Origin of the sequence: Leisingera sp. ANG59, from assembly GCF_013317235.1 — a bacterium.
Classification (GTDB): domain Bacteria; phylum Pseudomonadota; class Alphaproteobacteria; order Rhodobacterales; family Rhodobacteraceae; genus Leisingera.
The window spans coordinates 13755-28399 of sequence record NZ_WLCM01000017.1; the positions used below are offsets into that span (position 1 = coordinate 13755).

The window sequence follows — 14645 nt, forward strand, 5'->3', positions numbered from 1 at the left end:
ATGAGGTTCGGCAGCGGCACGGATGGTTGCTCTGGTTCGGATGCAATTCGAGCTGCGTCACCGGTTCAAACAGAGTTCCATCGCCTTTCAGCGCTGCCAACGCCACTTTCGCTTTGAATGAAGGGCTGTGGTTCCGTCTCGGACGTCTCCTCATCATCGCTCCTTCGCTCCGGCAACGCTGCCGGATTGGGAGCAGGAAATCCACTAAGCTCACACGTTCAAATTTCCCGAACCAGCTCTCCGTTTCGTCCCGCTTTTGGTCGGTAACAACCGGCTGCAGCAAAAGGGCGGTTTGAAAGTCGCGCCTAGGCGTGGCATTCAGTGACCGGTTTGGTGCAGTCCCCTGCGGCGCAACAATCCGGTCGCCGCATATACGAACCGCGAATGTGGCTTTCTGCTCGCGCATTCGCCGCAGTGGCACAAGTCCGGTTTGTCCCGCATCTCATCGCATACGCGATCTGGTTCACGTTCGTGGACAGGCCATGTATCTGCCGCAGCCCTGCCATGAACCGGCGACGGTCGCGTGCCGTCGGCTGAGGGGCTGCACAAAGCCGCGCGGTCAGTAGATTGCCCGCCCAGGTGGACGGTGTGACACCGGCCCGCACTGCTTCCTCGGACAGCGCTTCACGGGCATCAGAGGCTAGGCGGACGGTGACCTTGCCCTCGCGGCGGGACCGCGAGGACAGCTGTGGAGGTTCTGCCGAGCCCTCCTCTTCTCCCAGAACGATATCGATGAGCTGACCCAGAAAGGCCGAAACTGTTTGCCCCTTGGCCTCTGCAACGGCTGCAGGCTGGGCATGGCGGTCTGGGGGCAGATAGGCCATCGCGGCTTTCTTTTGTGTCGGAATTTCAATCTATGGTAATGTACTTGCTGGCGCTACGCCTATCCTGCATTAGCGCTATAGGAAAGCGGATTTGTGGTCCCGGACCACACTTTGCGTGGCACCCTCGGTCAGGGATAGGCTGAACCTCACCGCCCGTGGGGCGGTGAGGTGCTGCTGACGGTGTGCCATCTGCCGGCGTCACTCCCTGAGGAAATGTGGTCCCGGAACACGCGCTTGGCGCCGGGCGTGCGTCGCGACGGCACCACCTCTAATGATCTGGCTAGATCAGGCCTTTTAAAAAATTCGGCCGGGGCATTTGCTAAGTTTCGGTTCCCCGAAACCCGGCGGGATCCNACGACTATCCTGCATTAGCGCTATAGGAAAGCGGATTTGTGGTCCCGGACCACACTTTGCGTGGCACCCTCGGTCAGGGATAGGCTGAACCTCACCGCCCGTGGGGCGGTGAGGTGCTGCTGACGGTGTGCCATCTGCCGGCGTCACTCCCTGAGGAAATGTGGTCCCGGAACACGCGCTTGGCGCCGGGCGTGCGTCGCGACGGCACCACCTCTAATGATCTGGCTAGATCAGGCCTTTTAAAAAATTCGGCCGGGGCATTGGCTAAGTTTCGGTTCCCCGAAACCCGGCGGGATCCGCAAATGTGGTCCGGGACCACATCTCCATTGCAGCCAGGGCAATGCCAACGTGGCCACGCTTGTAGAGCGAAAGACCCGGTTTGCCGTCTTGTTCAGAAACCAAGACAGAAGCACCACACACCTGATGAACCGGCTGATGGAAGTCATGGAACCTCTGCCCCAGCTGGCGCGGCGGTCCATCACCTTCTACAGAGGGATCGAGTTCCGGAACTGGCGCAAGCTCAAGACTGGGATTGGAACGGAGGCCTGTTTTTGCGATCCTCAAGCTCCTTGGCAAAAAGGATCCGTCGAGAACCTCAACAAGCGAGCGCGCCGGTACCTGCCACCGGATACGCCGGTGGCTGCGCTCTCAAACCGCTCAATGAAGGCGATTTGCGACCGCTTGAACGGCACACCAGAAAATGCCTCGGATGGTGCACACCGGCTTAAGCCTTCAGGGACGAACTCATTAAGCTAGGATAGCAGGAAGCGTCGCAACGACTCTTGAGCCTCCAGCGCAGATGAGTTGTAGAGGCAAAAGATTCCAAAGCGATCAATCCGCATACGTCCAAAGTTCACTATCCGTCTGAATAGCTGCGACAACTTCATTCGCACGTTTCAAAGCACCTGGAGAGTTCCCCAATCCCATGTGGTTTGCCTCAATGTCGACAAGGTATCTGGCAACAGATTCCTCTGGCTCTCCTCTACGAAGCTGGCCTGCCGCGTGAAGCAGGTAGCCATCGTATTCGCCGGCGAAAGGTAGGCAGTCTTCATCATCCCAACTCTGATCGTCGGCAAGCAACCCAACCGGATCCCACTTTGACCAGCCAATGTCGCGCAATCGCGACAGCTTGATCTTAGGTGGAGGCGTTAAAGGCGGGTCGAGAAGCGGCATCAGAACGTACTCAGGAAAATGTTTCGCCCTACGGCTACCCGATATCGCAAGGTTTTTCAGCCCTGCGATCTCTGGAGTCTTCGGTCCGCCAAACTTTGCTCCTGTTGAAAGTCTTAGTGATGTTCCTGACTTGCACGCCCGGGGACATTTCTGCTTGGCTGCTACATCGCAAGCCGCACCCATGCTCTCCCTGCAAAGGCGGCAACAAGCCGCCCGGCAATAATTGACAAAATTAGTAAATTATAATACCCGCCGCGCTCGAAGGAGTTGCGGATGTTTTACGACCTGGCCAAATTGCGCGCATTCGGCGCCCGTCCCTGCCTGATTGAGGCCGATGGAACCGAGCTGACCTATGACGATTTAGCGGCAGCTGCCGAACAGTTTGCCCGCCAGCTGCCGCAGGAACGGCGGCTGATTGCGGTTGAGGCTGCCAGCGACCCCCAAGCCATCACTGCCTATCTGGGTGCCCTGGCTGGTGGCCATGCCGTCATGCCGCTGCCCGCCGGGGATGAGGACACCGCCGACAGCCTATCAGACCGCTTCCGCCCCGCCGCCAGCTTCCGCTGCATCGGCGGCACCTGGCAACTGCTCAACCATACGCTTGAACCGGCGGACATCCATCCGGACCTAGCCCTGCTGCTGCAAACCTCCGGCAGCACCGGTCATGGCCGCGGCGTGCGGCTGTCCGGGACGGCCATGGACAGCAACGCCCGTGCCATCGCGGACTATCTTGAGATCCGGCCGCAGGACCGCGCCGCGCTGATCCTGCCGCTGCATTATTCCTACGGCCTGTCGGTGCTGCACTCGCATCTGGCGGCCGGGGCCAGCCTCTGGCTCGCCCCTGGCTCAGTGCTGGATGCCGGTTTCGGTGCCGCGCTGGAGGCCTCCGGCACCACAAGCCTGGCCGGAGTGCCGCATCACTTCCGGCTGCTGGACAGCGCAGGCCTGTCCCAGGCGCTGCCGGAAAGCCTCAAGACCCTCACCGTTGCGGGCGGCGCGATGGAGGCGGATCAGGTGCGCAGCTGGGCCGCCCGGATGCAGGCCCGCGCCGGCAGGTTCTTTGTCATGTACGGTCAGACCGAGGCCACCGCCCGCATCAGCTACCTGCCGCCTGAGCAGGTTCTGGAACACCCTGGTTCCGCAGGCCGCGCCATCCCCGGCGGCCGCCTGCTGCTGCGTGATGCAGGCGGCAACGAAGTCACCGCGCCCGAAGGCGAAGGCGAGCTGGTCTACCAGGGCCCGAACGTGATGATGGGCTATGCCGTAGACTGCGCCGATCTGGCCAAAGATGCGGAGCTTACTGAACTTGCCACCGGCGACCTGGCCCGGCGCGATGCAAACGGGCTCTATCACATCACCGGGCGGCTTTCGCGGATGTCCAAGATCGCCGGGCTGCGCATCGGCCATGACGCCATCGAGCGTGCCCTGGCCGCCCAGGGGCATGAGGCCGCGGTCTGGGGGGATGACAGCCGTATCTCGATTGCCATTTGCGGGCCGGAGGATGGCATCGCCGCGCTGGCCGCCAAGCTGACCTGCGTCGGCCAGCAGCTTTTCACGGTGCTACCGCGCAAATCCCTGCCGCGCCGCGCCAATGGCAAGATCGACTACCGGGCGCTCAAGGCGCAAGCCGCCAAGCCCAAGCCCACCAAGGGTGTTCTGGCCGCCTTCCAGGCCGCCTTTGCGCCGCAGACCGTGGGCCGCAACGACAGCTTTGCCTCGCTCGGCGGCGACTCGCTGCGCCATGTGGAGCTGTCGCTGGCGCTGGACGAAGCCCTGGGCGGCGCCCCGGCAGGCTGGGAAGAGATGCCGGTCAAGGATCTGGAGCAGGCCGCCCCGGCGCCTACCGCCAGCCTGCCCTTTGATCTGGTGGCCCGGGTGGTCGCCATCCTGGCGGTGGTGGTGGCGCATCAGACCTTCTGGCCGGTCTTCGGCGGTGCCGCGGCGATGGTGATCCTGATGGGGATGAGCGTTGCAGGCTTCCGCTGGGAGGCGCTGAAGTCCGGCGACATGCGCAGCTTCTTCAAGCCCGTGGCGGCGGTGCTGATCCCCTACTACCTGATCCTGGCCGGCTATGCCGTGGCGTGGGAGCAGGTGCCCTGGATCTCACTCTTCCTGGCGGGCAACTTTGCCCTGACCGTTCCCGAAACCCATCTGATGCTGCCGTATCTGTACTGGTTCATCGAGGCCTATCTGCAGATGACCCTGCTTGTGGCGCTGCCCTTTGCCTTGCCGCCGGTGCGGCACTGGCTGGTGCAGCAGGGCGCCTACCGCGCAGGCCTCTGCTTCCTGGGTTTTGCCGTCGCCATCCGTCTGATTGCGCCGGAAGTCTGGCAGATCGGCGGCCGTGCACAATTCACCGTGCCGTGGGTCTTCTACCTGTTTGCCCTCGGCTGGTGCATCACCGCCGCCAGCACGCTGGGGAAGCGGCTGCTTGTGCTGGCAGCAGCCTGCGTGATCATGCCCGCCGCCGCCTACCTCGGCGGCAACTGGTACGGCGGCTGGATCAAATACATGTGGCTGCTGGCGCTGATTGCCGGGCTGCTGTTCATCACCCGCCTGCCGGTGCCGCGGTTTGCCGCCCGCCCGCTGATGCGGCTGGCGCAGGCCGCCTTCCCGATCTACCTGCTGCACCGCTTCGTGCCGGAGCTGCTGATGCCGATGATCGGGATGGAGGGCCGCAGCCCGCTGAACGATGCGCTGGCGATCTTCGGCGGCATCGCCCTGGGTCTTGCTGCTGCCGCCCTGCAGCGCCAGCTGGTGCAGGCTTGGTCCAGCGCCAGGAGCCGGCGCCAGCCGTCAATGGCGCAGGCCTAGGCCAGCGCCGCCACCGCCCGGCCGATCCGGGTCAGCGCCTCGCGCAGCTCCGCCTCGGAGGTGGCATAGGAAATCCGGAAATAGGGCGAGATGCCAAAAGCGCGGCCCGGCACCACCGCCACATGATGCTGGTCCAGCAGATAGGCGCAGAAATCCGCATCCGTCTCCAGCACCCTGCCCCCGGGCGTGCGCTTGCCCAGGAGCCCTGCGCAATTTGCGAATGTGTAAAACGCCCCCTCCGGCACCGGGCAGGTGATCCCTTCCATGCCGTTTAGTGCCTCCACCACCAGATCGCGCCGCGCCTGGAAACTGGCCCGCCGCTCCGCCAGCACCTCCTGCGGGCCGTTCAGCGCCGCCGCCGCGGCTGCCTGCGAAATCGACGAGGGATGCGAGGTCGATTGCGACTGCACCACTTTCATCGCATCAATCAGCGCCTTCGGCCCGCCCGCATAACCCAGCCGCCAGCCGGTCATCGCATAGGCCTTGGAGACGCCGTTGACGGTCAGCACCCGGTCCTTCAGCCGCGGCTCCACCTGCGCGGGCGTTGCAAACTCAAAGCCGCCATAGGTGATGTGCTCATACATGTCATCGGCCATCAGCCAGACATCCGGGTGCCGCAGCAGCACCTCCAGCAGCGGCTGGTAATCCGCGGCGCTGTAGCCGGCGCCTGCCGGGTTCGAGGGCGAGTTCAGCAGCAGCCAGCGGGTGCGCGGGGTGATCGCTGCCTCCAGCTTCTCCTCCGTCAGCCGGAAGCCTGTGCCGTCCCCGCAGGGCACCAGCACCGGCTCGCCGCCCGCAATCCGGATGATGTCGGAATAGGAGGTCCAATAGGGTGTCGGAACAATCACCTCATCGCCGGGGTTGAGGCTGGCCATGAAGGCATCGAACAGGATTTCCTTGGCGCCGGTGCCTGCGATGATCTCGTCCAGCGCATAGTCCAGCCCGTTGTCGCGCTTGAACTTCGCCTGGATCGCCTGCCGCAGCGCCAGCGTGCCGCCAAGCGGAGTGTATTTCGTCTCCCCCGCCCGCATCGCGGCAGCCGCGGCCTCCTTTATGTGGTCCGGCGTGTCGAAATCCGGCTCACCTGCGCCCAGGATGATCACCGGCGCGCCCTGGCGCTTCATCTCCGCCGCCTTGGCGCCGATGGTCAGGATTTCGGAGACCTCAATCGGGTCAAGACGGCGGGCGCGGCGGAATTCGGCCATGGCATTCGCTCCCTGCTGGTGTTGCTTCGCCAGCTAGCATGGAGCGAATGCCGTTCTCCGGAAAACCAGCCCTTTGCGACCCAACCTATTCCGGTTTGGCATCTATCGCCGAGGGCGGTGCCCGTCCGCGGGCGGAAGCGAAGCGCCCGCCGCCGTTTTGCCGGAGGCAAACCTTCGGTTTGACGGGGCGGACGGGCGCTGCCCGGCCTGTCGGCCGGGCGAAACACTTCAATCCGGCCTGGTCCGCAATTGCTTGCGCATCCAGCTTTCCAGCTTCTGCACCGCCTCCGGCACCGGCCCGTGCGGGCGCACCAGGTAATAGCGCTTGCGCGACTCCAGCGCGGGACCCGGGATCCGCAAGAGATCCCCCACCGCAATCTCCCGCGCCACCATGTCATAGGGTACAATCGCCGCCCCCAGCCCCGCCGAAGCCGCCGCGATCACCATCGAATGCTGGTCGAAATAGCGCCCGTCTTGCCGCGGCGTGCCGGCCAGCCCGGCGCGTTCGAACCACTCCGCCCAGGCCCCCGCCCGGCTCTCCAGATGCAACAGCGGCGCCTGCGCCAGATTGGCGGCCAGCTCCAGCTGATGGGCGGCATAGAACCCCGGCGCGCAGACCGGCACCATCTCCTCGCCGAACAGCGGCGCCATATGGGTGCCCGGCCAGTTGTCGAGCCCGTAATGCACCGCCAGGTCGAAATTCTCGCGGGCAAAATCAAACGGCTCCAGCCGGGTGGAGAAGCTCAGCTCCACCTCCGGGTGGCGGGCAAAGAAATCCGGCAGCCGCGGGATCAGCCAGAGGTTGGCAAAGGCCGGCAGCACCGCAATCCGCAGGGCCGAGCGCCCGGCCCCGGCGGCGGCGGCCTTTTGCAGGGTCGCCCGCAGCCCGGCCAGATCCAGCTCCAGATCGGCCGCCAGCCCCTGCCCCGCGGGCGTCAGCACCACGCCGCGGCCCGCGCGCTGGAACAGGTCGAACCCCAGGTCCGCCTCCAGTTCCTTGACCTTCTTGCTGACCGCGCTTTGGGTCAGCCCCAGCTCCTCGCCCGCGGCGGTAAAACTCTGGTGCCGCGCAGCGCTTTCGAAACAGCGCAGATGTGTCAGGCTTGGCAGGCGCATCTCAACCCTCCTCCAGCTGCATCAGCAGCCATTCGCGGAACTTGATCAGCGGATATTCCTCCGCGTGGTCCGCGGGCCAGACCAGAAAATACTCACCCAGGCTCACCGCAGCCCCCTCCATCGCCAGCGCCAGCCGCCCTTGCGCAATCTCATTCTCCGCCAGGAAATCCGGCAGCAAGGCCACGCCCAGCCCATGCACCGCCCCCTGCGTCATCGCCGAGGACTGGTCAAACAGCATTCCCCGGAGCTTGGCGGCCGGCACATCGTGCAGATGAAACCACTGCTCCCAGCAATCGGGATGCGTCTCCAGATGCAAGAGTGGATAATCCAGCAGCTCCGCCGGGCGCGCAACCGGCCCGTCCATCAGCCCCGGCGCGCAGACCGGCAGCACGTGTTTTGGCATCAGGGGCAGATACTCCACCCCCGGCCAGTCCCGCGTGCCGTAGTGGATCGCCGCCTGCGCGGTGCCCGCGTCAAAGCTGAACGGCAGATTGTGGGTATGCAGGTTCACCGTGATGCCGGGATGCGAGGCGGCAAATTCCTTGAGCCGCGGCGCCAGCCAATGCAGCCCGAAGGACGGCAGGATCGAAAGCGTGAAACTGCCGCCGTCCGGGTTGGCCCGCAGCTTGACAGAGGCCTGCGCCAGCCGTGTCAGGATCGCCCTCGCCTCCTTGGCAAAGCCCGTCCCCGCCGGCGTCAGCTGCATCCGCATCTGGTCGCGGGCAATCAGGTCCACTCCCATCTGCTCCTCCAGCTGCTTCAGCTGGCGGCTGATGGCGCTTTGCGTCAGCGACAGATCCTCCGCCGCGGCAGAAGCGCTGCCCAGCCGGTCCACAGCCTCCAGCGCCAGCAGAGAGGGGATCGAGGGCAAAAAACGGCGCGGCGCAATCATATGATCATAACTCATGGCTGCAGGATTTACTTTCATTAGCAATCCGGCCCGCCAGGTGCAATTTCTATATCAGACCTACGCCCGGCGGGACTTCGCGGGAAACCACCCTAAAGTTTTTCTCATGCCCTGCCCTCGCACCGAAAGGACGCTGATATGCCCCATTCCGACATCCTCGCCGCTGCCGGCCTGACCCAAGCCGAACTCACCGGCGGCAGCCTGACTGTCACCACGCCGGTCGACGGCAGCGAAATCGCCCGGCTCAAGACCCACAGCGCGGCTGAAGCCAAAGCGCAGATCGCCGCCGCCAGGTCCGCCTTCAAATCCTGGCGCCTGGTCCCCGCCCCGCGCCGCGGCGAGTTGGTGCGCCTGCTGGGGGACGAGCTGCGCAAGGAAAAGGAAAACCTGGGCCGCCTCGTCACCCTGGAATGCGGCAAGATCTACCAGGAGGGGCTGGGCGAAGTGCAGGAGATGATTGACATCTGCGACTTTGCAGTGGGACTCTCACGCCAGCTTTACGGCCTCACCATCGCCTCCGAACGCCCCGGCCACGCGATGCGCGAGAGCTGGCACCCGATCGGCACCTGCGGCATCATCACCGCCTTCAACTTCCCGGTTGCGCCCTGGTGCTGGAACGCGGCGCTGGCGCTGGTCTGCGGTGATCCGGTGATCTGGAAACCGTCGGAGAAAACCCCTCTCACCGCGCTGGCGGTGCAGAAAATCTGCGAGCGCGCCATGGCGGCCTTTGGCGAGGACGCGCCTGAGGGCCTGATCCAGGTGCTGATCGGCGAGCGTGACCTGGGCGAGGCCCTTACCGCCTCCAACGACGTTGCCATCATCTCCGCCACCGGCTCGGTGCCGATGGGCAAGGCAGTGGCGGCCGATATGTCGAAACGCCTGGGCCGCACCATTCTGGAGCTTGGCGGCAACAACGCGATGATCGTGGCACCGTCGGCCGATCTGGAAATGGCCCTGCGCGCCATCGTGTTCTCCGCCGTCGGCACCGCCGGCCAGCGCTGCACCTCCCTGCGCCGCCTGATCGTGCACGAGGATATCTACGATCAGCTGATCCCGCGCCTGATCAAGGCCTACGAGGGCCTGCCCATCGGCGACCCGCTGGCAGACGGCACTCTGGTCGGCCCGCTGATCGACAACGCCGCGCTAGACGCTATGACCAGTGCGCTGGACCGCGCGCAGGGCGAGGGCGGCAAAGTGCACGGCGGCACCCGCGCGCTGGCGGACAGCCACGCCGATGCGGCCTATGTGCACCCGGCCATCGTCGAGATGCCGGCCCAGACGGAGATCATGCACACCGAAACCTTCGCCCCTATCCTCTATGTGGTGAAATACGCGGGTCTCGACCAAGCCATTGAAATGCAGAACGAAGTGCCCCAGGGCCTCAGCTCCTGCATCTTCTCCACCGACGTGCGCGAAACCGAATATTTCCTCTCGGCAGCGGGCTCCGACTGCGGTATTGCCAACGTGAACATCGGCCCCTCCGGCGCTGAAATCGGCGGCGCGTTCGGGGGCGAGAAGGAGACGGGCGGCGGCCGCGAAAGCGGCTCCGACGCCTGGAAAGGGTACATGCGCCGGCAGACCAACACGGTGAACTATTCGCGCGAGCTGCCGCTTGCTCAGGGGATCAAGTTTGACATCTGACCTGGCGTCCAGCCTCTGGCACCAAACCTGCCAGGAAAATCCCGCCTTCCCGGACCTCGCCGGGGAGGCCGAGGCCGATCTGGTGGTGATCGGCGGCGGCTATACCGGCTGCTCCGCCGCGCTTAAAGCCGCGGAACTGGGCGCCTCGATCCGCCTGATCGAGGCGGAGGTGATCGGCTGCGGCGGCTCCGGCCGCAATGTGGGGCTGGCCAATGCGGGCCTCTGGCTGCCACCCGAAGACATTAACGCCGCGCTGGGGCCGGAAACAGGCAGCCGCCTCTCCTCCCTGCTGGCGCGCGCGCCCGGGATGGTGTTCTCGCTGATCGAAAAGCACGCCATCCAATGCGAGCCGGAGCGCAGCGGCACCCTGCATTGCGCCCATGCGCCCGGCGGCCTGAAAGACCTGCAGCGGCGCCACGACCAGCTCACCGCCATCGGCGCGCCAGTGGAGCTACTGTCGCGCGAGGAAGCCATTCAGCGCACCGGTTCAAAGGCCGTTCACGGCGCCCTGTTCGATCCGCGCGCCGGAACCATCCAGCCGCTGGCCTATGTGCGCGGCCTCGCCCGCGCCGCCGCAAGCGCAGGCGCGCAGCTGCACAGCGGCACGCCTGCCACCGGTATCACCCGCAGCGGCACCAGCTGGCAGGTAGCAACGCCCAAGGGCAGCATCCGCGCTAGGCATCTGATCATGGCAACCAACGCCTATGCCCGCGAAATCACCGGCTATGACGCGCCGCAGGTGATCCCGGTGCATTATTTCCAGGCCGCCACCGATCCGCTGCCCGCCCCCCTGCTGGAGAAAATCCTGCCGGAAAKGGAAGGCTGCTGGGACACCGCGCTGGTGATGTCGTCCTGGCGGCTGGATCAGGCCGGGCGGCTGGTGATCGGCGGCATGGGCGCTCTCAACCATATCGGCAGCTCTCTGCACCGCAGCTGGCTGCCCCGCAAGCTGGCCGCGCTGTACCCCGAATTGAAGGACATGCAGCTGCACAGCCACTGGCACGGCCGCATCGCCATGACCACCGAACACCTACCCAAGATCCTGGATCTGGACGGCGGCTTGGCCTGTTTCGGCTATTCCGGCCGCGGCATCGGTCCCGGCACCCTGTTCGGGACCGCCATGGCAGAGGCGCTGCTGAGCGGCGACCAATCCCGCCTGCCGGTGCCGCCGGTGCGCGATCACGCGATCCCCTTTGCGGGCCTGCGCAGCGCCTATTACGAGACCGGCGCCACGCTCACCCATCTGATCAGCAACAGATGAAAAAGGCGGGCCAAATGGCCCGCCCCTCTCTCACTCGCAACCGGCAATCGCCGCACCGATCTCCTGCAGCAGCTCCGGATAGAACTGCGGCCCCGGCGCCAGTTCGGCACCCAGCGGATCCAGCACCGCCGTACCCGCACCGGTGCCGTCCAGCACCGTGGCGACCAGCCCCGGGTTGAACTGCGGCTCGGAGAACACGCAGTTCACCTTCAGATCCGCCACCACGTCACGCACCTCGGCAACCCGCGCCGGGCTCGGCTTGGCGGCGTCGCTGATCGAAATCGCACCCGCTGCATTCAGGCCAAAACCGCGCTCGAAATACTGGTAGGCATCGTGGAACACGATGAACTGCTTGGGCCGGAACGGTTCCAGCCGGGCCGAGATGCTGGCCACGGCCTCTGCAATCTCCTGCTTGCCGGCTTCGGCATTGGCCTTGTAGGCGGCAGCATTGTCCGGGTCATGCTCTGCCAGTTCTTCGGCGATCACATCCAGCCAGGCCTGGGCATTGGCCGGCAGCAGCCAGGCATGCGGATCGGCGCCCTCGTGGTGATGCCCATGCGCATCCGCGTGATCCTCATGCCCCTCATGTTCGCCGTGCCCGCCTTCTTCGGCATGCTCTGCATGATCATGGCCCTCATGATCCTCGTGGCCATCATGGTCTTCAGCGTGTTCTTCATGCCCATGGTCTTCGTGATCATCATGGCCCGCATGCGCATCTGCTTCGGCATGCTCCGCGTGACCGTGTTCGCCGTGGCCGTCATGATCTGCATGATCCTCATGCCCGCTGTGGTCATCGTGATCGCCGTGCTCCGCGTGACCATCATGCGCATGCGCCTCGAACCGGGCTCCTTCACGGAACGGCAGAACCGTGGTGCCTTCACTTTCCAGCAGCTCAATCCGGTGTGCATCGCCGGCCAGCTCTTCCAGCGGCCCCTCCAGCCAAGGGGTCAGAGCTTCCCCCAGCCAGAACACCACATCCGCCTGATCCAGCGCCCGCGCCTCGGAGGGACGCATCGAATAGCCATGCGGCGAGGCGCCCGGCGGCACCACCAGGGCCGGCTCGCCCAGGCCCTGCATCACCCGCGCCACCAGACCGTGCACCGGCGCAATATCCGCCGCCACCTTGGGCACCTCTGCCCAGGCCGCCCCGGTTCCCGCCAAAAGCGCCGCAACCGCAACCGCGTTCCGCATGTCATCCTCCGATGTAACTTTATAACATTCGCCCGGGTTGATAAACGTCATAACATTACATATCAAGAGCCAATCCCGCCCGTGCCCGGAGACCTCGCCCCATGGATTCCATCGGATTCGAACCGCATGATCACAGCAGCTGCATTCACGACGGCATAGCAGCAGTGGATGCCTATTGCCGGAGCAACGGGCTGCAGTTCACCCCCGTGCGCCGCCGGGTGCTGGAGATCCTGCTGCAGGAGCACCGCGCCCTCGGAGCTTACGAAATCCTCGACCGGCTGCGCGAAGAGGGCCTCGGCTCGCAGCCGCCCGTTGCCTACCGGGCCTTGGATTTCCTGGTTAAAAACGGCTTCGCCCACAAGATAGAGCGGCTCAATGCCTTCATCGCCTGCACCCATCCGGGTGAGAGCCACGCGCCGGTGTTCCTGATCTGCCGTGCCTGCGACGCGGTGGCGGAGGCGCAGCGCGAGCCCACCCAGGGCCAGCTCGGCCAGGCCGCCCGCGACGCCGGTTTCGTGATCGAACGCGCGGTGATCGAGGCTGAGGGGCTGTGCCCCAAATGCCAAGGGAAACCCTCCGCATGAGCAGCCTGATTACCCTGGACGGCCTCACCGTCGCGCATGGCGGCAACACGGTGCTGTCCGGTGTCAGCCTGGCGATCGCCCCCGGCGAGATCGTCACCGTGGTCGGCCCCAACGGCTCCGGCAAGTCCACCCTCCTGCGCAGTGTGATCGGCGCGCAGAAACCTTCGCGCGGCACTGTCCGGCGCGCCCCCGGGCTGCGGATCGGCTATGTGCCGCAGAAACTGCACATCGACCCCACGTTGCCGCTGACCGTGCGCCGTTTCCTCAGCCTGCCGGACCGGGTGTCCGACGCCCGCGCCGCTGAGGCGATGGAGCAGGCCGGCGCCGGCGGTCTGGCGGCGCGGCAGATGTCCGGCCTGTCGGGCGGCCAATTCCAGCGGGTGCTGCTGGCGCGCGCGCTGCTCAGCAATCCTCAGCTGCTGATCCTGGACGAAGCCACCCAAGGCCTGGATCAGCCCGGCTCCGCCGCCTTTTACCAGCGCATTGAAAAGGTCCGGCAGGAGCTTGGCTGTGCGGTGCTGATGGTCAGCCACGAGCTGCATGTCGTGATGGCGGCCTCCGACCGGGTGATCTGCCTCAACGGCCATGTCTGCTGCGAGGGCGCGCCGGAGCATGTCGCCTCCGCCCCGGAATACCGCGCCCTGTTCGGCACCGGCACCCAGGGCGCCCTGGCGCTGTACCGGCATGAGCACAATCACAGCCATGACCACGACTGCGCCCACAACCACGGGCACCATCACGAGGCCGCCGAATGACCCTGTTTGACGATTTCCTGATCCGCGCCGCGCTGGCGGGCATCGGCGTGGCGCTGGCTGCGGCGCCGCTGGGCTGTTTCGTGGTCTGGCGCCGGATGGCCTATTTCGGCGACGCCACCGCCCATGCCTCGATCCTCGGCGTGGCGCTGGCGCTCAGCTTTGATGTCTCGGTCTTTGCCGGCGTGCTGGCGACCGCGCTGGCCATGGCGACCACGGTTTCGGCGCTGGCCGGGCGCGGCTATGCGATGGACACGCTGCTGGGGGTGCTGGCGCATTCCTCGCTGGCCTTCGGCCTGGTGGCCGTTTCCTTTCTGCAAGGGGTCCGGATCGACCTGATGGCCTATCTGTTCGGCGACATCTTGGCGGTGGGCCGCACTGACCTGGCGGTGATATGGGGCGGCGCGGCGCTGGTGCTGGCGCTGTTGTGGTGGCGCTGGTCCGCATTGCTGACCGCCACCCTGAACCCGGACCTGGCCCATGCGGCCGGCATTGATCCCCGGCGCGAGCAGATGGTGCTGACCATCGCGCTGGCGCTGGTCGTGGCGGTGGCAATCAAGGTGGTGGGCGTGCTGCTGATTGCGGCGATGCTGCTGATCCCGGCCGCCGCCGCCCGGCCGTTCGCCGCGACACCTGAACGCATGGCAATCATTGCCGGACTGCTGGGGATGCTGGCTGCCACCGGCGGGCTTCAACTGGCCTTTGTGCTGGATACGCCTGCAGGCCCCAGCATCGTCTGCCTCGCAGCCGGGCTGTTCGCAGCAACCAGCCTGACCGGGCTGCTGCTGCGGTACCGCCGCGGCTAGCCGGCACCCGAACCGCC

12 protein-coding genes and 1 pseudogene are annotated in these 14645 nt (G+C 65.5%); 7 read left to right on the forward strand and 6 right to left on the reverse strand.

What is annotated here, in order from left to right; genetic code table 11:
• Window positions 1-31: 31 nt before the first annotated feature.
• Window positions 32-154 (reverse strand): annotated as a pseudogene (locus GKC28_RS26435) (IS3 family transposase); the annotation flags it as partial.
• Window positions 155-1526: 1372 nt separating this feature from the next.
• On the opposite strand from GKC28_RS26435, the gene GKC28_RS15215 reads away from it, so the two are divergent.
• Window positions 1527-1934, forward strand: a complete 408-nt coding sequence (locus tag GKC28_RS15215) for an IS30 family transposase (protein ID WP_368041128.1) — start codon at window positions 1527-1529, stop codon at window positions 1932-1934.
• 75 nt (window positions 1935-2009) lie between these two features.
• On the opposite strand, the gene GKC28_RS15220 is transcribed toward GKC28_RS15215, so the two are convergent.
• Window positions 2010-2351, reverse strand: coding sequence for a hypothetical protein (locus GKC28_RS15220; protein ID WP_174147877.1), 342 nt, complete (start codon window positions 2349-2351; stop codon window positions 2010-2012).
• A 273-nt stretch (window positions 2352-2624) separates the two neighbouring features.
• Here GKC28_RS15220 and GKC28_RS15225 point away from each other — a divergent pair, with 273 nt between their 5' ends.
• Window positions 2625-5165: an AMP-binding protein gene (locus tag GKC28_RS15225; RefSeq protein WP_174147878.1), complete on the forward strand. Its 2541-nt coding sequence runs from the start codon at window positions 2625-2627 to the stop codon at window positions 5163-5165.
• Here the strand turns inward: GKC28_RS15225 and GKC28_RS15230 are convergent.
• The 3 genes from GKC28_RS15230 to GKC28_RS15240 all read right to left on the reverse strand — a co-directional run bounded on the left by GKC28_RS15230 (window position 5162) and on the right by GKC28_RS15240 (window position 8393).
• Complete coding sequence (locus GKC28_RS15230) at window positions 5162-6370, reverse strand: pyridoxal phosphate-dependent aminotransferase (protein ID WP_174147879.1); 1209 nt, start codon at window positions 6368-6370, stop codon at window positions 5162-5164. The two genes, GKC28_RS15225 and GKC28_RS15230, sit on opposite strands and share 4 nt — an antisense overlap.
• Window positions 6371-6598: 228 nt before the next feature.
• Window positions 6599-7486: a LysR substrate-binding domain-containing protein gene (locus GKC28_RS15235; protein WP_174147880.1), complete on the reverse strand. Its 888-nt coding sequence runs from the start codon at window positions 7484-7486 to the stop codon at window positions 6599-6601.
• A gap of 1 nt (window position 7487) precedes the next feature.
• Window positions 7488-8393: a LysR substrate-binding domain-containing protein gene (locus GKC28_RS15240; RefSeq protein WP_254604256.1), complete on the reverse strand. Its 906-nt coding sequence runs from the start codon at window positions 8391-8393 to the stop codon at window positions 7488-7490.
• A gap of 138 nt (window positions 8394-8531) precedes the next feature.
• On the opposite strand from GKC28_RS15240, the gene GKC28_RS15245 reads away from it, so the two are divergent.
• Both GKC28_RS15245 and GKC28_RS15250 read left to right on the forward strand, forming a co-directional pair.
• On the forward strand, window positions 8532-10034 hold the full coding sequence (locus GKC28_RS15245; RefSeq protein WP_174147881.1) for an aldehyde dehydrogenase family protein: 1503 nt from the start codon (window positions 8532-8534) through the stop codon (window positions 10032-10034).
• Window positions 10024-11295 (forward strand): FAD-binding oxidoreductase, encoded by a 1272-nt coding sequence (locus GKC28_RS15250; protein WP_174147882.1) that lies wholly within the window; start codon window positions 10024-10026, stop codon window positions 11293-11295. The genes GKC28_RS15245 and GKC28_RS15250 overlap by 11 nt, the downstream gene beginning before the upstream one ends.
• Window positions 11296-11325: 30 nt before the next feature.
• Here GKC28_RS15250 and GKC28_RS15255 read toward each other — a convergent pair whose 3' ends face one another.
• Entirely contained in the window at window positions 11326-12486 is a 1161-nt protein-coding gene (locus tag GKC28_RS15255) for a zinc ABC transporter substrate-binding protein (RefSeq protein ID WP_174147883.1), read from the reverse strand.
• 101 nt (window positions 12487-12587) lie between these two features.
• Here GKC28_RS15255 and GKC28_RS15260 point away from each other — a divergent pair, with 101 nt between their 5' ends.
• The 3 genes from GKC28_RS15260 to GKC28_RS15270 are packed head-to-tail and all read left to right on the forward strand — an operon-like array spanning window position 12588 to window position 14628.
• Window positions 12588-13070 (forward strand): Fur family transcriptional regulator, encoded by a 483-nt coding sequence (locus GKC28_RS15260; RefSeq protein ID WP_174147884.1) that lies wholly within the window; start codon window positions 12588-12590, stop codon window positions 13068-13070.
• A complete protein-coding gene (locus tag GKC28_RS15265; protein WP_174147885.1) occupies window positions 13067-13825 on the forward strand; it encodes a metal ABC transporter ATP-binding protein in 759 nt (252 codons plus the stop codon). The genes GKC28_RS15260 and GKC28_RS15265 overlap by 4 nt, the downstream gene beginning before the upstream one ends.
• Entirely contained in the window at window positions 13822-14628 is an 807-nt protein-coding gene (locus GKC28_RS15270; RefSeq protein ID WP_174147886.1) for a metal ABC transporter permease, read from the forward strand. The genes GKC28_RS15265 and GKC28_RS15270 overlap by 4 nt, the downstream gene beginning before the upstream one ends.
• Window positions 14629-14645: the final 17 nt, after the last annotated feature.